This is a genomic window from Natribaculum luteum, from assembly GCF_023008545.1.
Lineage (GTDB): Archaea > Halobacteriota > Halobacteria > Halobacteriales > Natrialbaceae > Natribaculum > Natribaculum luteum.
Genome location: NZ_CP095397.1, coordinates 2,676,796 through 2,694,996, shown reverse-complemented (window position 1 = coordinate 2,694,996; position 18,201 = coordinate 2,676,796). Strand labels below are relative to the sequence as shown.

The following is an 18,201-nucleotide window of genomic DNA, read 5'->3' as shown; positions in this document are numbered from 1 at the left end:
AAATAATGCTTTACTAAATAATGCCGACAATCGGGTTGTACACGGCGACCGAAAACGAGTTAGGTGCGATACAGCAGGCGGCAGGACGACTCGAGGAGATCGACCTCGTCGTCCGGTCGGAGAGTGACCTCGAATCGGAGACGGGAATCGAGACGTTCGTCGCCGAACTCGAGTCGGTCGACGCGGCGGTTTTCTGGCTGCACGGGGCCGAAGAGAGCATGCCCGGCTACGACGTGGCGACCGCGCGACTCGAGGAGGCCGGCGTTCCGCTGGTCGTGAAGGCGACGGGCGACGCCTACGCGCTCGAGGACACGACGGTTTCCGCGGAGGATCGCGAGCGAGTCTACGAGTACTTAGAGCGGGGCGGCGTCGTCAACCTCGAGCACTGCTGTCGCTACCTCGCCACGGAGTACGGCGACTACGACGGCGCGTACGACGACCCCGTCGAGCTGCCGACCGAGGGCGTCTACCACCCCGATTATCCCGCGGTGGAGTACGAGGAACTGCTCGAGACCCACGATCCCGACGAACCGACGATCGGCGTCTGGTTCTACGAGTCCCACTGGACGCACGCCAACACGCGGTACGTCGACGCGCTCGTGAGCGAACTCGAGGAAAAGGGCGTGAACGTCCTGCCGGCGTTCTGTAACCCCGCGACCGACGAGGAGGGCCAGGAGAACGCCGAGTGGGTCGCGCGAAACTGGTTCAGCGACGAGGACGGGCCGATCGTCGACGCCGTCGTGAGTTCCTTTATGTTCTCGCTCGGGATGAGCGAGCGCGGCCGGTCGGCCAGCGACGAGGGTCGTACGGACGAGATTTTCCTCGAGGAACTTGACGTCCCGATCCTCCAGGCGATCACGACGATGCGCTCGCGCTCGCGCTACCAGGCGAGTGACACGGGCGTGATGGGCTTCGAACTGGCCCTCTCGGTCGCGCTGCCGGAGTTCGACGGCAACGTCATCACCCATCCGATCAGCGGGAAGGAACGCACCGACGACGAGGCCGGGATCGGCAGCGCGCCCAAACAGCACTTCCCGATCGAGGATCGGATCGAACACGTCGCGAGCCTCGCAGTCAACTGGGCGACGCTTCGACACACGCCCAACGAGGACAAAAAGGTCGTCGTCGTCCTCCACAACTATCCGCCAAGCGACGACGGCATCGGCACCGCCTTTGGGCTGGACAGCCCCGAGAGCACGGTCAACCTGCTCGAGGAACTCGAAGAGCGTGGATACAGACTCGAGGATCGGCCCGAGGACGGTGCGGAGTTGATCGACGCGTTGACGTCGCAACTCACGCTCGAGGACCGCTGGGTGGCCCCCGAGGACGTCCGCGAGTTGAGCGTCGACGTGGTCTCGCCGAAGCAGTACCTCGAGTGGTTCGAGACGGCCGACGAGGGCTTTCGCGAGAACGTCGTCGAGGAGTGGGGCGAACCGCCCGAGCGACCGTTCGCCATTCCCGGCGTGGAGTGTGGGAACGTGCTCGTGACGGTCCAGCCCCCGCGTGGCTTCGGCATGGACCCCTCGAAGGTCTACCACGACTCCGATCTGCAACCCCCACACGACTACTACGCCTTCTACGCCTGGCTGCGCGAGAGCTACGAGGCCGACGCAGTCGTCCACCTGGGCACCCACGGTAGCCTCGAGTGGCTCCCTGGCAAGACCGTCGGGCTGAACGGCGAGAGCGCCCCCGACGCGCTCGTTTCGGACCTGCCGAACGTCTACCCCTACATCGTCAACAACCCCGGTGAGGGGACCCAGGCGAAACGCCGGTCGTACGCCGCCATCGTCGACTACCTCACGCCCGTGATGCGGGCGGCGGGGACTTACGACGACCTCGCCGAACTCGAGGACCTCGCCAGCGAGTACCGCGAGGCGGGAATGGAAGACGCTCGCGCCGACGAGGGCGCACAGCTCGAGGCCCTCATTCGAGAGAAAGTCGAAGAGCTCGACCTGGCCGTCGAACTCGGCGTTGCGGGTTCGATAGATGAAAAAGCCGATGTCCGAGGACCCGACGAGGCCGGCTCGACGCTCGCGGAGGGTGACGTGGACGGCGACGAGGCCGACATCGACGAACTCGTCGAACGCATCCACGAGTACCTCACCGACGTCAAGACCACCCAGATCCGGATGGGCCTGCACACGATGAGTGAGCCGCCGGAAGGCGAGCGACTGGTCGAGTATCTGGTCGCACTTACCCGTCTCGAGAACCCCGGCGCGCCGAGCCTGCGCGAGAGCGTGGCGGGCGCACTCGGCGTCGACTACGACAAAATGCTCGAGTCGCCCGGCAAGTACGACGAGGATCTGGACATGACCTACGCCGAGGCCGCCGACGTCGTCTACGAGCAAAGCGTCGAGTTAATCGAGACACTCGCGGAACACGACTTCGACGTCCCCGTCTCCGAGTTGGAGGGGGGGCCCGAGGACGAAGTGAACATCAACCTGCTCATCGTCGACCTCGAGACGATCGGCGACGCGCGCGCGAAACCGGGTGCACACGACGACCTTCGGGAGGTGCTCGAGTTCATCTGCGAGGAAGCCGCCCCGCGCGTCCACGGAGCCGAAGACGAGATTCCACGCACCGCGGACGCCCTCGAGGGCGAGTACGTCCCGCCGGGTGGCTCTGGCGCACCCACCCGCGGCGGCGTCGACCTGCTGCCGACCGCGCGGAACTTCTACACGATCGATCCCCGGAAGGTGCCGGCGAAAGCCGCCTGGCAAGTCGGCCGGGAGGTGGCGGAGGGCGTCCTCGAGCGCCACCACACTGAAAACGACGAGTACCCCGAGGAGATCGGCGTCGTCGCGTGGGGGACCCCCACGATCCGAACCCGCGGGGAAACCATCGCCCAGGTGCTCGCGATGATGGGCGTCGAACCCGTCTGGACCGACGCGGGCCGGATCGACGACGTCGAGCCCATTCCGCTCGAGGAACTCGACCGCCCGCGGATTGACGTGACCACCCGGGTTTCGGGACTGTTCCGCGACGCCTTCCCCGCCGCTGCGGGCGTGATCCACGACGCCGTCGACGCGGTGGTCGACCTCGACGAGCCGACGGAGTTGAACTACGTGAAAAAGCACGTCGAGGAGGAAGCCGCCGAACTCGCAGACGACGGCCTCGAGGAGAAAGACGCCCGCGACGCCGTCATGGACCGGGTCTTCACCACGAAACCCGGCGGCTACGGTGCCGGGACGAACAAGGCCGTCGACGAGGGCAACTGGGAGGACCGTGCGGACCTCGCGGACGTCTACGTCCAGTGGGGCGGTTACGCGATGGGGTCGCGCGGGCGGGTCTCCGACGCCCACGACGCCTTCGAGCGTCGGCTCTCGAGCGTCGACGCCACCGTGAAGATCGAGGACACGGCAGAACAGGACGAGTTCGACTCCTCGGACTGGTACGCGTTCCACGGCGGCTTCATCTCCGCCGTTGCGGAGGTCTCTGGCGAGGAGCCGGCCTCCTACGTCGGCGACTCGAGCGATCCGGACGACGTCTCGGTCTACACCAACGAGGAGAAAGTCCGCAAGGCGATGCGCGCCCGCGTGCTCAACCCCGACTGGCTCGACTCCATGGAGGAGCACAGCTACAAGGGTGCGGGCGACCTCTCGACGACGGTCGACGTCACGCTGGGCTGGGACGCCACCACGGGCGTCATCAGCGACCGGCTCTGGGAGGACGTCGCCGAGGCCTACGCCTTCGACGAGGATCGTCAGAAGTGGATGCGCGACGTCAATCCGTGGGCGCTCGAGTCGATCACCGCGACGCTGCTCGAGGCCATCGATCGGGGCCTCTGGGACGCGAGCGAGGAGCTAGAGGACAGACTCCGGGACATCAACCTCTCCGTGGAGGGAGACCTGGAAGCACGAACGACCAACGAGGTTGCGGAGGTGACCAACGATGACTGAAACCGACGGTGAGTACGAGAAAGAGTACGCCGACCTGGGCGCGACGACGCAGGAAGCGATGGAGATCGCCGAGACGAGCATGGACATCGTCCGCCAGTTCGTCCCCGACGAGACGCTCGCCGACCGCATCCGCCAGAAGTCGGTCCACTCGATGGGTGACATCGAGTTCCAGCATCTGCTCCGCTTTACCGGCGAAGACTACCTCGGGGACGACGAGGACGCCCCGATCCGGGCAGGCGCGCGAGCGGTCCTCGAGGAAGCGAACGTCGTCACGGACATCACGATGCCCCAGGCGGGGATCACCGGGCGGGGCCACGACTGTGCGAAACGCAAGGCGATCGGCCACGGGGCCGAACTCGCGAAGGAGACGGGGATGACCCGGACCGCAGCGGGCGTGCTCGAACTCGACAGGGAGGGGATCTACGACGGCGCGATCGCCGTTGTCGGAAACGCGCCGACGGCCGCGTTCGCGCTGGCCGACTGTATCGAGAACGGGACCAGACCGGCGGCCGTCGTCGCGACCCCCGTCGGTTTCGTCAAAGCCGAGGAGAGCCGAAAGCGCATCCGCGAGGTCAGTGAAGTCTACGGCGTGCCGGCGATCACCAACGTCGGCCGACGCGGCGGCAGCGGCCTCGCCGCGGCGCTGACGAACGAACTGATCCACGTCGCGAAAGACGTCCGGACGGACGCACTCGAGCTATCGCAGACGGCCGCGACTCGAGCGGGCGACGAGGAGGAGCGATGAGCGACGAGTACGACCTCGAGAGCGGGCCCGACCCGGCGACGTTCGCCGCGGCCCAGTCGGAACCGGACATCGACGAAGCGGCCGACGACCCCGTCTACGCCGTCGGCGTCGGACCCGGGAACCTCGAGTACCTCACCCCGCGTGGCGAGCGTGCCATCCGCGAGGCGGACGTCGTCGTCGGCTTTTCGACCGTCGTCGAGTTCGTCGCTGAGTGTACCGACGCCGACCTGCTGACCTGCGGGTACGAGGACGAGGCAGAGGCTCTCGCCGAGTTCGCCGAACGCGTCGCGAACGGCGAGTCAGGAACCGCCGTGGCGATGGGCGATCCCAACCACTCGGGCTACCAGTTCGTCGGGAAGGTCCAGGACGCAGTCGAGCGCGAGGACCCCGAAATCCCGGTGCGGGTGATCCCCGGAATCTCCTCGCTGCAAGTGGCTGCGAGCCGCGCGAGGACGCCGAAAGAGGACTCGGAGTTCGTCACGCTGCACAAAAGCGGCGACCTCGAGGCTGACATGGAACGGCTCGCTTCGGCTGTCGGCCAGCGCCACCTGCTCGTCCTGCCCCGGCCATACGACGTCATGCCCGGAGACGTCGCCGAATTTCTGCTCGAGCACGACGCGGATCCGAACCTCGAGGCGCTGGTACTCGAGAAGCTGACCCACGACGACGAACGGGTCTACCGATTCACGCTCGGGGAACTCGTCGAACACGCCGGCGGCGACGGGAAAGCGGAGACGCCCTTCTCCGACCTGGTGGTGCTCGCGGTTCGTCGGGAGGTCGAGATCGAATGAGCGGCGGCCCACCGGGATTCGTCCTCGGCGGTACCAGTTCGGGCGTCGGCAAGACCGTCGCGACGCTCGCGATCGCCAAGGCGCTCGAGGACGCGGGCTACGCGGTCCAGCCCGCAAAAGCCGGGCCTGACTTCATCGATCCGAGTCACCACGAGGCGGTCGCCGGCCGTCCCTCCCGGACGCTCGACCTCTGGCTCGAAGGCGAAGACGGCCTCCGGCGTAACTACTCTCGGGGCGAGGGCGATATCTGCGTCGTCGAGGGCGTGATGGGCCTGTACGACGGCGACGGCTCGAGCACGGCGATGGTCGCCGAGACGCTCGAGCTGCCGGTCGTCCTCGTGGTCGACGCGAAAGCCGGCATGGAGAGCGTCGCGGCGACCGCGCTCGGCTTTCGCGAGTACGCCGACGAAATCGGCCGCGACGTCGAGGTCGCCGGAGTCGTCGCCCAGCGCGCTCACGGCGGCCGCCACGAGGCGGGGATTCACGACGCCCTCCCGAAGGATCTCGAGTACTTTGGCCGGATTCCGCCGAACTCGGACCTCGAGATACCGGACCGCCACCTCGGGCTCCACATGGGCGAGGAGGCCCCGCTTCCCGAGGAAGCGCTTTCGGAGGCCGCCGAAACGCTCGAGATCGACCGGCTGGCCGCCGCCGCCAGCGAGGCGACGGTTCCCGACGCGCCGCTCGAGGAGAGTGCCGACGTCGCCACTCGAGTCGCCGTCGCCAGCGACGCCGCCTTCTGCTTCCGGTATCCGGCGACGCTCGAACGGTTCCGCGACCGGGCCGACGTGGTGACGTTCTCGCCGGTCGCGGGCGACCCCGTCCCCGACTGTGACGGCGTCTACCTGCCCGGCGGCTACCCTGAACTGCACGCAGCCGGCCTCGAGTCGTCGGGAACGCTCGAGGAACTGGGCCGACTGGCGAGCGAGGGTCTGCCGGTCCTCGGGGAGTGTGGTGGGTTGATGGCGATGTCCCGGTCGCTGACGACGGCCGACGGCGACAGCCACGAGATGGCCGCCATCTTGCCCGCCGACGTGACTATGCACGACCGCTATCGCGCACTCGACCACGTCGAACTCGAGGCCATCGACGGAACGCTGACGGCCGACGCAGGCGAGCGAATTCGTGGCCACGAGTTCCACTACTCGAGTGCCGACGTCGACGCCGACGCCCGGTTCGCCTTCGAGACCGTCCGTGGCGACGGCATCGACGGCGACCACGACGGCCTGACCGAGTACGACTCGCTTGGAACCTACACGCACGTCCACGCCGAGAGCGGAGCGTTCGACCGATTCCTCGAGCAGTTGTAATCGACGATACGAAACCGACCGACACCATACGCTGACCATGACCGACGACACCGACACCGATACCGACGATCCGGAGAACCAGCTCGAACGAACGCCCGGCAAGGGCCGAACGCCCGACGCCCGGCCGATCGAACCGCACGCACCCGAAGCGTTCGGCCTCACGCAGGTCTGGTGGGGCGACGGCAAGGGCAAGACCACCGCCGCGCTCGGCATGGCCTTCCGGGCCGCCGGTCACGGCTACCGCGTCCACCTCCTGCAGTTCATGAAAGGCGGTGCCTCGAGCGTCGACGACGTCCGTGGCGAGTACAACGCCATCGAGGCGATGCCCGGACTGAGCTACGAGAACACCGGCCACTATGGCTGGCACGGATTTCTCGACGGCTCCGAAGACGGCGAACACCGGGCGAAAGCACAGGGTGGCCTCGAGCGAGCGCGCGACCTCGTCGACGCGGCTGCCGATGTCGACCTCACCGAACCGCTCGCGCTCGAGGGCACGCCCGAGGAGGGGATGCACATGCTGATCCTCGACGAGGTTCTCTACGCGGCGAATCGCGAGTTGATCGACCCCGCCGACGTCATCTCACTCGTCGAGGCAAAACCCGACGACCTCGAGCTCGTGCTCACGGGCGCGCACGAACGACCCGAGTACGTCGTCGACGAGGCCGACCTGGTCACGAACGTTCGCAAGGAGCGCCACCCGATCGACGCCGGCCAGCGGGCGCGGAAGGGGACCGAGTACTGATTCGTACGGACCGGTGTACGTCAGTACCGGGATAACCGCGACCCGTCTTGCGGTTGGCCCGGTACACAGTTACAGCGGTCCGTATCAAACCAGCGGGAGTTCGATCGCGACGATCGTCCCGCGTGGCTCACGATCCTCGATCCAGACCTCGCCGCCGTAACCGTCGACCAGTGCGTTCACCAGAAACAGCCCGAGTCCGGTACCGGGACTCTCGAGGCCCTTGACGCCGCGCTCGAAGACGACCGCCTTCAGGTGGTCGGGGATCCCCGGGCCGTCGTCTGCGATGTGAACGACGAGCGTCATTTCGTCGGCGGTCGCACGGACGGTGACTTCGGGTCGATCCGTATCGTTGTGCCGGACGGCGTTGTTCAGGACGTTGCCGAACACCGACGAGAGCATGCCATCGGCTTCGACCCGGACGTCCGGGATCGAGCCGTCGATATCGACGATCACGTCCTCGTGGTGCGTCCGGAGTTTCTCGATCTCCGACTCGAGAAAGCGACTGGGGGCGACGGGACGGAGCTCTCGTGGCTCGTCTTCGACGATCGCGTTCGCCAGGTGACGAGCGTCGTTCGTCAGGTCGATCGTGTGCTGGGCAGACGATTGAATCGTCTCGAGTCGCGACCGGGCGTCGCCTGTGGCGTCCTCGAGGAGGAGATCGGCCCAGCCGTACACCATGTTCATGTCGTTTCGAACGTCGTGGCGCAGCACCTGATTGAGCACGGACAGCGCCTCAGTTTGTCCCTCGAGGCGCTGCTCGCGACTCACGCGGTCGACGGCGCTCGCCGCTGCACCGGCGAGGAGTTCGGCGAGTTCTCGGCCAGCAGCGTCCAGTCGTTCCTGGGAGTCGAACGCGACGACGACGGCACTCCCGTCGCTCGTGGCAGTTTCGACCGCCACCGTCTCGTTCTCGGAGACCGACCGGTCGTCGCGCGCCAGTCCCGACTGCACCGCCACGTCGTCGGCCGGCGACGGCACGTCTCGTGACGTCTCGACGACCTCGACGTCGACGTCCGGACGCCCATCACAGACCGCGCTCGCTGTCTGTCGGACGATCGTCTCGATCTCGCCGACGGTCGTCGCCTCGAGGAGTGCTCTGACCGCCGCGTTGAGCGACTCGAGTTGGCGTTCCCGCTCGAGCCGTTCGCGGATATCGCGGAAGATACCGTGGACGACCGTCGCCCCCTCGAGTCGGACCGACGCCCGACTGATCTCGACCGGAATCGTCTGGTCGTCGGCGTCAATGACGTGGAGCTGGCGGTCGTCGGTCGCGCGAAAGCGGTGGATGCCGTCGGTGGCAGCCGAGAACCCCTCGACGTACCGCTCGCGCTCGTCGGCCGGATGAATGGCCGTCTGCGGCGTGCCGACGATCTCCTCGCGGGAACGACCGAACAGGTCCTCTGCGGCCTCGTTCACCTCGACGATCTCGCCACTGTCGGCGTTTGCGACGACGATGGGGTCGGGTGCGGCGTCGATCAGCGTCCGGTACTTGCGCTCGAGTGCCCTGATCCGACGAATCCGATCTTTTCGACGCGTGACGTCGCGGATCACGCAGACGCTACCGCCGCCGTCGAGGGCCGCAAGCGAGAGTGCCTGGTCGAAGGTCGTGCCGTCGCGCCGTCTGCCGACCGCCTCGCCGCGCCAGTTGCCACGGTCCGCCAGTTCCGGCAGGATTTCGGTCTCGAAGCGCTCGCGTTCGTCGTCGTCGTAGAGGGCGCTCCAGCGCTCGCCCAGCAGCGGTTCGGGCGAGTCGTAGCCGTAGCACTCCGCGTGTGCCTGGTTGAGGTAGACGTACCGTCCGTCGTCGTCACACACCGCGATCCCGTCCATCGAGGCGTCGACCGCTGCCGAGAGCCGGCGAAGGTCACGCTCGCGCTCGCGGCGTTCGGTGACGTCGCGTGCGATCGCGACGATCCGCTCCTCGCCGTCGAAGCTGATTCGATCGAGGTGGATCTCGACCGGGAACTCGGTGCCGTCGGCCCGCCGATGGCGGCCGGTCAGGCGCGTCGGGTGATCGAACTCGCCGCTCCAGACGTCCTCGAGTTCCGCCTCGTCGAGGCCGACTTCGACGTCGTAGATGGATCCCGCCAGCAGCTCCGCTCGCGAATAGCCGAGACTGCGACAGGCCTGCTCGTTGACGGCGACGACGTCGCCGTCGACGTCGTGGACGGCGATCGTGTCCGGTGACCGTTCGACGATCGATCGATACCGCACCGCCTCGCGTCGGGTCGCTCTCGACTCCAGCGCACCGTCGATCGCGTTCGTCAGCACGCGCTGTGACCCCGGTGTGTCGCGGTGGACGACGTCGTCGACGCCTGCGTCGATCGCCCGCCCGATCGCTATCTCGTCGTCGGTTCCCGTCCAGAAGACGGTCTGGACGTGCGAACTCCTGATTCGAACCGCTTCGAGGATCTCGACCGGGTCCGTTTTGCCGGTCGAGTCGCCGACGACGACGCACCCGACGCCGTCGTCGACTCGTGATCCGATCGCGTCCGGAGCGACTCGTTCGACGTGCCACGTCCGGTCTGTGGTGTGTTCGAACGATAGCACGTCGTCTGTTCGCTCGAGTCCGACACACGCGACCGTCTCAGCTCGCGTCGAGACGTCGATCTCCATTCTCAGACCCGAGTATCAGAATGCCAGCGAGTAAACAGTTCCGCTCCCGCGAGATCGCCGCGGCCCGGAGGTTGCCCCGCAAAAGAACTTGCTGTCTGACGTGGTACGCCACCCGGAACGCTGGCCCGCCAGCGTTCACACAGGAGGTGACGAACGTGACAGCAATCGCCAGACTCGAGATCATTCCGGTTCGTGAACAGCACATGTCAGACGAGATCGCCGCGGCCCTCGAGGCGCTCGACGAGTTCGACGTCACGTACGAACTGACGCCGATGGACACGGTCGTCGAGGCGGACTCGGTCGGTGAGCTCTTCGACGCGACGAAGGCGGCCCACGACGCGGTCGACGGTGAACGCGTCATCACGTCGCTCGAGGTCGACGATCAGCGCGACCGCGAGCAACACGGGTCCGACCGCGTCGAGACGGTCGAGCGCCGACTCGGGTAGTCGACGGCTCCAGACGGGGCCGCTCGCAGTGCCCCCGTCATCTAATAGCATTGCCGTGGAACGACGACCGATCGGACCATGATCGTCACGATCCCCGCAGACGGCGTCGAACTCGAGGGAGAGTTACTCGTTCCGGACGGGGCGAGCGGACTGGTCCTGTTCGCACACGGCAGCGGGAGCAGTAGACACAGCCCACGAAACAACTTCGTGGCCGAACGGCTCCGGGAGCGTGGCGTCGGGACGCTCCTGTTCGACTTGCTCACCGAGGCCGAAGACCAGACCTACGAGACCCGATTCGACATCCCGCTTTTGACCGATCGACTCGTCGACGCGACCCGGTGGGTCCGGAGCCGGGACGAGACGAGCGACATGTCGCTTGGTTACTTCGGGTCGAGTACCGGCTCGGCCGCCGCGTTGCGCGCCGCGGCCCGCGACGAGACCGACGCCGACGCCGTCGTCTCGCGAGGCGGGCGGGTCGACCTCGCCTCGGAAGTGATCGACCAGGTGACCGCGCCGACGCTGTTCATCGTCGGCGGCAACGACCACCAGGTGCTCGAGTTGAACCGAGAAGCCTACGACGAGTTGCCGGGCGAGAAGGAACTCGAGGTGGTCGAGGGTGCGGGACACCTCTTCGAGGAACCGGGTGCGCTCGAGTCGGTGGCCGATCTCGCGGCGGCGTGGTTCGCCGACCAACTCGGGTGATACTGCCGGCCAACAGTCACTGAACACTCGATCGCGTCTCACGAGTTGTCGCCGCTTGCGACGGCCGTTCGAGTGCGATCGATGTGTGAATCGTGTTGTCCAGTAGTATGAGCAGCCGTCGATCCGGGACTACCGGGGCCTCGAGACGTCCGCGACGAGACGTGCGTTCGGTCCTCGAGCGCGTTATTCGTCGATCCGTGCGAGGCGGACGTCGCCGGTCGCCGCGTCGACGTGGATGTGAACCGTGCCATCGTCGGTTTCTGCCGGAACGATCCACGAGCCGCTGGTCCGGTAGGGTTCTTCGGAGACCGACGCGTCCTCGTGACCCCGTTCTGCGAGCGCCTCGCGGGCGAGGTCGACGGCCTCCTCGTCCGTCGCGATCTCGACCTCGTCGCTCGTCCGGACGGTGACGACGGGTACGTCGGCGTTTCGGACGACCTGTTCGGTGACGCTCCCGACGAGGACGCGATCGAGGCCCGTGCGACCGTGCGTCCCCATGACGATCATGTCGACGTCGTTGTCCGCGGCGTACGAGAGGATCTCCTCGTGGGGGACGCCGCGTCGGAGTTCGGTGACGACGTCGACGCCCTCTCGCTCGGCCTCGACTGCGACCCGTTCGACCGCCTGCTCTGCCGCGCGTTTGCTCTCCGTTCGGCTCTCGTCGCTCTCGAGCGAGCCATATGGCCCCTCGCTGAGCACCGACAGCGCGTGCAGCGTCGCGTCGAACCGACGAGCGATCGCCGTCCCGTGGACGACTGCCGGTCGAGTGCCGGCGCTGCCGTCCGTCGGAACGAGAAGGTGATTGTACACACGCCCGTCTTGGGCCGACGATATAAATAGACTGTCGGACGACGCGGGTCACACGCCGATCACGCTCGACCGGTCGCCGATCGCGCTCACTCGAGGACGACCAGCGTATCGCCCATATCGACGCTCTCGCCTTCCTCGACGGCGATCTGCGTGACCTCGCCGCCCTGGGAGGCGACGATGTCGTTTTCCATCTTCATGGCCTCGAGGACGACCAGCACGTCGCCGGCGGCGACCTCGTCGCCTTCCTCGACTTCGACGTCGAGGATCGTCCCCTGCATCTCGGCGTCGACGACCTCACCGTCGCCTGCGATGTCGGCCTCGTCGCTACCCGAGCCACCTGCCGGCTCCGGACGGCTGGCCTGTGTGCCGCTGGCGTCGACGTCGCCGACCGGGATCGCCGGCCCGCCGTGTTCCTCGAGTTCGACCTCGAAGCGCTTGCCGTTGACTTCGACGGTGAACTCGCGTTCGACGGACTCCTCGTCCTCGTCGCTTGCACCATCGCCGGTGTCGCCGCCCCACTGTTCCTGGGCTTCCTCGATGCGGCTCTCGTCTAACTCCTCGTCTAAGTACTTCGTGGTGTGGGTACTCTCGACGAACTCCTCGTCGGTGAGCATCAGCCGGTGGAACGGGATGATCGTCGGGATGCCCTCGATGTCGTACTCACGGAGGGCACGCAGCGAGCGCGCGATACACTCGTCGCGGTCCTCGCCCCAGACGACGAGTTTGGCGATCATCGAGTCGTAGTCGGTGACGAGCTCGTCGCCCTGCCGGAGCGCGTCGTCCATCCGGACGCCGATTCCGCCCGGCGGGTCGTAGGTCTCGAGGGTACCGCCGGTCGCGGGCGCGAAGTCGTCGGCGGCGTTCTCGGCGTTGATCCGAAACTCCATCGCGTGGCCGTCGATCTCGACGTCCTCCTGGTCGAAGTCGATCTCTTCGCCCGCGGCGATCTTGAGCTGTCGTTTGACGATGTCGATCCCGGTGATCTCCTCGGTGACCGTGTGCTCGACCTGAATCCGCGTGTTGACCTCGAGGAAGTAGAAGTTCGCGTCGGGGCCAAGCGGGCCGTCGCGGCCGGGCTCCTCCTCGACGAGGAACTCGACGGTGCCGGCGTTGGTGTAGTCGGCGGCCGCGACCCCGCGACGGGCAGCTTCGCCGATCTTCTCGCGCAGTTCGTCCGAGAGCGCCGCCGAGGGCCCTTCTTCGATGACCTTCTGGTGGCGGCGCTGGAGCGAGCAGTCGCGCTCGCCGAGGTGGCGGACGTTGCCGTGCTCGTCGGCGACGATCTGGACCTCGATGTGGCGTGGCTTCTCGAGATAGCGCTCGAGATAGACCGAGGCGTTGTCGAAGTACGCCTCACCCTCGCGCTTTGCGCTCTCGAGTTGGTCTTCGACTTCGCTTTCGTCCCAGACGACCTTCATACCGCGGCCACCACCACCACCTTCGGCCTTGATGGCGATCGGGTAGCCGTGTTTCTCGCCGAATTCCTCGACCTGCTCGGGGTCGGTGACGGGCTCGGTCGTCCCGGGGACGATCGGGACGTCGGCCTCCTGCATGATCGAGCGGGCCTTGGTTTTCTCGCCGAGGGCCTCCATCGCGTCGCCGGATGGACCGACCCAGGTGATCCCCTCCGTCTGTTCGACCTTGCGGGCGAACTCGGCGTTCTCCGCGAGGAAGCCGTAGCCGGGGTGGATGGCGTCGGCGTCGGCCTTCTTGGCGGCCTCGATCACCGCGTCGTGGTCGAGGTAGGAGTCGGCCGCCCTGGCCGGGCCGACGTTGTACGCTTCGTCGGCGTACCGGACGTGACCCGAGTCCTTGTCGGCCTCCGAGTAGATCGCGACGGTTCCGACGTTCAACTCCTCGCACGCTCGCATCACCCTGACCGCGATTTCGCCGCGGTTCGCGACGAGAACCTTCCGGAACATTCCTGTTCAAAACGTCGCAAGGACACTACCTTACTTTTTCGCAACCGACAACGTCACCGCAAATCTTGCCGCCCGTTTGCGAGTCGACGAATGACTGTCGCTTCGGCCTTCTGGAGGTGGTTCGAGGCCGTCGACGGCGCACAGCCGAGCACGTCGGCGACGTCCGCGACCGAGCCGGTCCGGGGGACGTCGTAGTAGCCCACGTCGGTCGCGGCGGCGATCGCCTCACGCTGTCGGTCTGTCAGCGCCGTCGCGACCGTCCCGTACCGGCTGTCGTACTCGCCGATCTCGAGGACGTCACACGCGATCTCGTCGGGAACGCCGTCGAGGAGCGTCTGCAAGTTCTCGCCGTCGCCGACGATCGTCATCGTCATCGCGGCCTCGTCGTCGTAGACGATCGGCGGGACGACGACGAGTTCGAGCGTCGCGAACGCCTCCCTGAACAGCAGATCCTCTTTGCGCGTCTGCTGGCGGGCGTAGGCGTACAGCGAGTTGTCGTCGATCGGCGTGATGTCGTACTCGAGGATCGACGCGACGTCGTCGACCGCGGCCCGGTACCGGTCACGATCCGTCACCTCGACGTAGAACAGTTCGTACTCGATCTCCTCGTCGGGCAGGAGGTTCCAGGCTCGCAACTCCTCGTAGACGACGACGTCTCCGTGGCGAATGAACTCCTGCATCGGGTGGAGCATCCAGTCGGGCTGGCGAAACCGGACCTCGAGGAACTTCACGCTCGAGACGACAGTTCCACCTGCTCACACGTAAATGGTGAGATCGAGTCAGACGGTTCGAAAACGGTGACGAGATCGCAGAGCGCGGTCAGAAACGGTCCGTCCGGCCGGCGGCAGCCCACGCGTTCGTCGGTGCGGTCGTCGGGACTCTGACGGACTGGCCCTGCTGTCCGCGGACGCGGCCGGCGAACGACCAGCGCTTGCCGTCCCAGGTCTCCTCACTCGCCGCCGCGGCAGCGGCGGCGGCGAGCTCGAGGTCGCGGACGTGTGCGCCGATCGCCGCGATGATGGCCGCCGCCTCCTCCTCGGTCGCGTCGTCGGGGAGCACGAGTTCGGCGTCTGCGGGCAGGACGTCCTCGAGCGGATCGGGATCGTCGACTGGGTCGCCGTTTGCAGGTGTCGATTGCGAAGCCATTACAGTGGGATGTTGCCGTGTTTCTTGTCGGGCTGGTCTTCGCGCTTCGTCTCGAGCATCTCCAGGTCGTCGATTAGCCGCGGCCGGGTCTCGGTGGGGAGGATGACGTCGTCGAGGAAACCCTTGTCGGTCGCGGTATAGGGGTTGGCGAACTCCTCGCGGTACTCCTCGATGAGTTCGTCGCGCAGGGCGTCGGGATCGTCGGCCTCGGCGAGTTCCTCGCGGTAGAGGATGTTGACGGCACCTTGCGGACCCATGACGGCGATCTCGGCGGTCGGCCAGGCGTAGTTGACGTCCGCGCCGAGGTTCTTCGAGGCCATGACGCAGTAGGCACCGCCGTAGGCCTTGCGCGTGATGACGGTCAAAAGCGGGACGGTCGCCTCGGAGTAGGCATAGAGCAGTTTCGCGCCGTGGCGGATGATGCCGCGGTGTTCCTGGTCGGTGCCGGGCATGTAACCGGGGACGTCGACGAAGGTGACGATCGGGATGTTAAAGGAGTCACAGAAGCGGACGAACCGCGACCCCTTCATCGAGGCGTCGACGGTGAGCGTCCCCGCGTTGACCCGTGGCTGGTTCGCGACGATCCCGACCGAACGGCCGTCGAGTCGACCGAAGCCGACGACGATGTTCTGGGCGAAGTTCTCTGCGACCTCGAAGAACGACCCCTCGTCGACGACGCTGTCGATGACGTTGACCATGTCGTATGGCTTCTGTGGGCTCTCGGGGACGATCGACTCGAGCGCCTCGTCCCGGCGGTCGGGGTCGTCCCAGGGCTCGACTCGCGGCGGGTCCTCGACGTTGTTCTGGGGGAGATACGACAGCAGGCGCTTGATGTCGTCGAGCGCCTGTTCCTCGCTCTCGCAGGCGAACTGGGCGACGCCGGTCTTGTCAGCGTGGGTCATCGCCCCGCCGAGTTCCTCGTGGGTGACCTCCTCGCCGGTGACGGTCTTGGTGACGCCGGGCCCGGTGATGTACATGTGGCTCGTGTCTTTCACCATGAAGATGAAGTCGGTGATCGACGGGGAGTAGACCGCCCCGCCGGCACATGGACCCATGATCGCCGAAATCTGGGGGACGACGCCGCTTGCCTCCTGGTTGCGCCGGAAGATCTCCGTGAAGCCGGCGAGGCTCTTGACGCCCTCCTGGATGCGTGCGCCCGCGGAGTCGTTCAGGCCGACGATGGGAGCGCCGACCTCCATCGCCATGTCCATTACCTTGGTGATCTTCTCGGCGAACACCTCGCCGAGCGAGCCACCGAAGACGGTAAAGTCGTGAGCGAAAACGAAGACCGTCCGGCCGTTGACCTCGCCGTAGCCGGTGACGACGCCGTCACCGAGGATCTTCTGTTCTTCCATCCCGAACTGGCTCGTCTGGTGCGTTCGGAGCTGGTCGAACTCGGTGAAGGTGCCGTCGTCGAGGAAATAGTCGATCCGCTCGCGGGCGGTCATCTTCCCCTTCTCGTGCTGGCGCTCGATTCGGTCCTCTCCACCGCCTTTGAGGGCCTCTTCGCGCATTTCCTCGAGTTCGTCGATACGCTCTTCCATCGTCATAGATATGCCCTCCCGTGACGAGTCATTGTGCGGTGCAAGGATAAGGGGCACAAAAAGCGTTCTGCAACGACACAATCTTGGCCGCGGATTCGACGACTGCGAGCGATCGATTCGCCCGAATACCTCGTGTAGCGTCGCCGACTCTGACGGATCGATCACGTCTCCTCCGCGGCAAATTGTGTCGGTAAATGACCCGGTACAGTGTCCCGAGCGGCTCGTAGACGCGGCAGTCAACGTCTCACATAAACTCTTTATACCTCCTCTTATCTTGTAGGCACATGGCACGAAAGATCGGCAGACGAAAGGTGCTCGAGGGGCTCGGTGCCGCAGGTGCGGTCAGCGTCGCTGGCTGCCTGGGCGGAAACGGCGGTGGCGGTGGTGACGCCGACGCGATGGTCGGCGTCCTCCAGCCCGTCACCGGCGACCTGGGGAACCTCGGCGGCCCGATCCGGGACGCGGCGATCCTGCCCGGAACGCAACTCGAGAACGAGGGCGTCGACTTCACCATCGATATCCGCGAGGAAGACACCGAAACCAGCGCCGAGGCCGGTGTCAGCGGTGCACAGTCGCTCGTCGACGCGGGGTATCCGGCGATCACGGGCGCTGCGTCGTCCCAGACGACGATCACGGTCGCCGAAGACGTCCTGATTCCAAACGAGGTCGTCGGTATCTCGCCCGCAAGCACTGCACCCGGCATCACCAACCTCGAGGACGACGACTTCGTCTTCCGGACCTGTCCGAGCGACGCGCTCCAGGGGGAGGTCATGGCACAGGTCGCCTACGAGGAACGTGGCCTCGAGTCGGCCGCCTCGTTCTACCTCAACAACGACTACGGCCAGCAACTGTCGGACTCGTTCGTCAGCGCGTTCGAGGACCTGGGTGGCGAGGTCACGGACGCCGTCCCGTTCGAGAAAGAACAGCCGTCGTACACCTCCGCGCTCGAGACCGCCCTCCAGGGCGAACCCGACGTGATGATCGTCATCGGCTACCCAGCCAGCGGCGAGCAGATCTTCCGGGACTACTACTCCGACTTCGACACCGGCGAGACGATCATGGTGACCGATGGCCTCCGTGACAGCGCCCTGCCGGGCAACGTCGACAACCCGATGGAAAACGTCGTGGGCACGGCCCCGCTCGCCGCCGGACCGGAAGAGGAGGCGTTCGTCGAACTCTTCCAGAACGAGTACGACAGCGACCCCGGCGTGTTCACCGCCCAGGCCTACGACGCGACGGCCGTGATCATCCTCGCGAGCATCGCCGCCGGCGAGACCGACGGTCCCGCCGTTCGTGACAACCTCCGCGAAGTGGCAAACCCCGGCGGAGAAGAAGTCGGTCCGAGCAACCTGGCCGACGGCATTCAGCTGGTCGCTGACGGCGAGGAGGTCCAGTACGTGGGTGCCTCGAGCAGCGTCGACTTCGACGACAACGGCGACATGCGGGCCGTCACCTACGAGATCTTCGAGTTCGGCGACGGCATCGAGACGGTCGACGAGATCGACTTCGAAGCGTAGTCGACTCGAGC

General features: G+C 66.3%; 14 protein-coding genes. 8 read left to right on the top strand and 6 right to left on the bottom strand.

Annotation, left to right across the window (positions count from 1 at the left end; genetic code table 11):
* The first annotated feature begins 20 nt into the window (after positions 1-20).
* Genes cobN through MU558_RS13905 form a run of 5 tightly spaced genes read left to right on the top strand, consistent with a single transcriptional unit; the run spans position 21 to position 7,487 of the window.
* A complete protein-coding gene (gene cobN / locus MU558_RS13925) occupies positions 21-3,899 on the top strand; it encodes a cobaltochelatase subunit CobN (RefSeq protein WP_246967155.1) in 3,879 nt (1,292 codons plus the stop codon).
* A complete protein-coding gene (locus tag MU558_RS13920) occupies positions 3,892-4,644 on the top strand; it encodes a precorrin-8X methylmutase (protein ID WP_246967152.1) in 753 nt (250 codons plus the stop codon). The genes cobN and MU558_RS13920 overlap by 8 nt, the downstream gene beginning before the upstream one ends.
* Entirely contained in the window at positions 4,641-5,435 is a 795-nt protein-coding gene (locus MU558_RS13915; protein WP_246967149.1) for a cobalt-precorrin-7 (C(5))-methyltransferase, read from the top strand. Before MU558_RS13920 ends, MU558_RS13915 begins: the two co-directional genes overlap by 4 nt.
* The gene (locus MU558_RS13910) at positions 5,432-6,745 is read left to right on the top strand and encodes a cobyrinic acid a,c-diamide synthase (RefSeq protein WP_246967146.1); all 1,314 of its coding nucleotides are present in this window, start codon (positions 5,432-5,434) and stop codon (positions 6,743-6,745) included. The genes MU558_RS13915 and MU558_RS13910 overlap by 4 nt, the downstream gene beginning before the upstream one ends.
* A 37-nt stretch (positions 6,746-6,782) precedes the next feature.
* Positions 6,783-7,487, top strand: coding sequence for a cob(I)yrinic acid a,c-diamide adenosyltransferase (locus tag MU558_RS13905; protein WP_246967143.1), 705 nt, complete (start codon positions 6,783-6,785; stop codon positions 7,485-7,487).
* A gap of 84 nt (positions 7,488-7,571) precedes the next feature.
* On the opposite strand, the gene MU558_RS13900 is transcribed toward MU558_RS13905, so the two are convergent.
* Entirely contained in the window at positions 7,572-10,103 is a 2,532-nt protein-coding gene (locus MU558_RS13900; RefSeq protein ID WP_246967140.1) for a PAS domain-containing sensor histidine kinase, read from the bottom strand.
* Between the two features lie 20 nt (positions 10,104-10,123).
* Here MU558_RS13900 and MU558_RS13895 point away from each other — a divergent pair, with 20 nt between their 5' ends.
* Both MU558_RS13895 and MU558_RS13890 read left to right on the top strand, forming a co-directional pair.
* Entirely contained in the window at positions 10,124-10,549 is a 426-nt protein-coding gene (locus tag MU558_RS13895) for a thiamine-binding protein (protein WP_322987019.1), read from the top strand.
* A gap of 78 nt (positions 10,550-10,627) precedes the next feature.
* Entirely contained in the window at positions 10,628-11,251 is a 624-nt protein-coding gene (locus MU558_RS13890) for a dienelactone hydrolase family protein (protein WP_246967129.1), read from the top strand.
* 183 nt (positions 11,252-11,434) lie between these two features.
* Here MU558_RS13890 and MU558_RS13885 read toward each other — a convergent pair whose 3' ends face one another.
* From MU558_RS13885 to MU558_RS13865, 5 genes are all read right to left on the bottom strand, one after another.
* A complete protein-coding gene (locus MU558_RS13885) occupies positions 11,435-12,061 on the bottom strand; it encodes a universal stress protein (RefSeq protein WP_246967127.1) in 627 nt (208 codons plus the stop codon).
* Between the two features lie 86 nt (positions 12,062-12,147).
* Positions 12,148-13,983 (bottom strand): acetyl-CoA carboxylase biotin carboxylase subunit, encoded by a 1,836-nt coding sequence (locus MU558_RS13880; protein WP_246967125.1) that lies wholly within the window; start codon positions 13,981-13,983, stop codon positions 12,148-12,150.
* 53 nt (positions 13,984-14,036) lie between these two features.
* Positions 14,037-14,714: a helix-turn-helix domain-containing protein gene (locus MU558_RS13875; RefSeq protein WP_246967123.1), complete on the bottom strand. Its 678-nt coding sequence runs from the start codon at positions 14,712-14,714 to the stop codon at positions 14,037-14,039.
* A gap of 88 nt (positions 14,715-14,802) precedes the next feature.
* Positions 14,803-15,129: a DUF8022 family protein gene (locus MU558_RS13870; protein ID WP_246967121.1), complete on the bottom strand. Its 327-nt coding sequence runs from the start codon at positions 15,127-15,129 to the stop codon at positions 14,803-14,805.
* Positions 15,129-16,673, bottom strand: coding sequence for an acyl-CoA carboxylase subunit beta (locus MU558_RS13865; protein WP_246974999.1), 1,545 nt, complete (start codon positions 16,671-16,673; stop codon positions 15,129-15,131). The genes MU558_RS13870 and MU558_RS13865 overlap by 1 nt, the downstream gene beginning before the upstream one ends.
* A gap of 284 nt (positions 16,674-16,957) precedes the next feature.
* Between MU558_RS13865 and MU558_RS13860 the strand changes: the two genes are divergently transcribed.
* Positions 16,958-18,190 carry an ABC transporter substrate-binding protein gene (locus tag MU558_RS13860; protein ID WP_246967119.1) on the top strand — a complete coding sequence of 411 codons (1,233 nt, stop codon included), beginning with the start codon at positions 16,958-16,960 and terminating at the stop codon, positions 18,188-18,190.
* The last annotated feature ends 11 nt before the right edge of the window (positions 18,191-18,201 follow it).

Coding starts and splice junctions, on each gene's coding strand:
- cobN (WP_246967155.1), top strand. CDS start 21: ATGCCGACAATCGGGTTGTACACGGCGACCGAAAACGAGTTAGGTGCG.
- MU558_RS13920 (WP_246967152.1), top strand. CDS start 3,892: ATGACTGAAACCGACGGTGAGTACGAGAAAGAGTACGCCGACCTGGGC.
- MU558_RS13915 (WP_246967149.1), top strand. CDS start 4,641: ATGAGCGACGAGTACGACCTCGAGAGCGGGCCCGACCCGGCGACGTTC.
- MU558_RS13910 (WP_246967146.1), top strand. CDS start 5,432: ATGAGCGGCGGCCCACCGGGATTCGTCCTCGGCGGTACCAGTTCGGGC.
- MU558_RS13905 (WP_246967143.1), top strand. CDS start 6,783: ATGACCGACGACACCGACACCGATACCGACGATCCGGAGAACCAGCTC.
- MU558_RS13900 (WP_246967140.1), bottom strand. CDS start 10,103: ATGGAGATCGACGTCTCGACGCGAGCTGAGACGGTCGCGTGTGTCGGA.
- MU558_RS13895 (WP_322987019.1), top strand. CDS start 10,124: ATGCCAGCGAGTAAACAGTTCCGCTCCCGCGAGATCGCCGCGGCCCGG.
- MU558_RS13890 (WP_246967129.1), top strand. CDS start 10,628: ATGATCGTCACGATCCCCGCAGACGGCGTCGAACTCGAGGGAGAGTTA.
- MU558_RS13880 (WP_246967125.1), bottom strand. CDS start 13,983: ATGTTCCGGAAGGTTCTCGTCGCGAACCGCGGCGAAATCGCGGTCAGG.
- MU558_RS13870 (WP_246967121.1), bottom strand. CDS start 15,129: ATGGCTTCGCAATCGACACCTGCAAACGGCGACCCAGTCGACGATCCC.
- MU558_RS13865 (WP_246974999.1), bottom strand. CDS start 16,673: ATGGAAGAGCGTATCGACGAACTCGAGGAAATGCGCGAAGAGGCCCTC.
- MU558_RS13860 (WP_246967119.1), top strand. CDS start 16,958: ATGGCACGAAAGATCGGCAGACGAAAGGTGCTCGAGGGGCTCGGTGCC.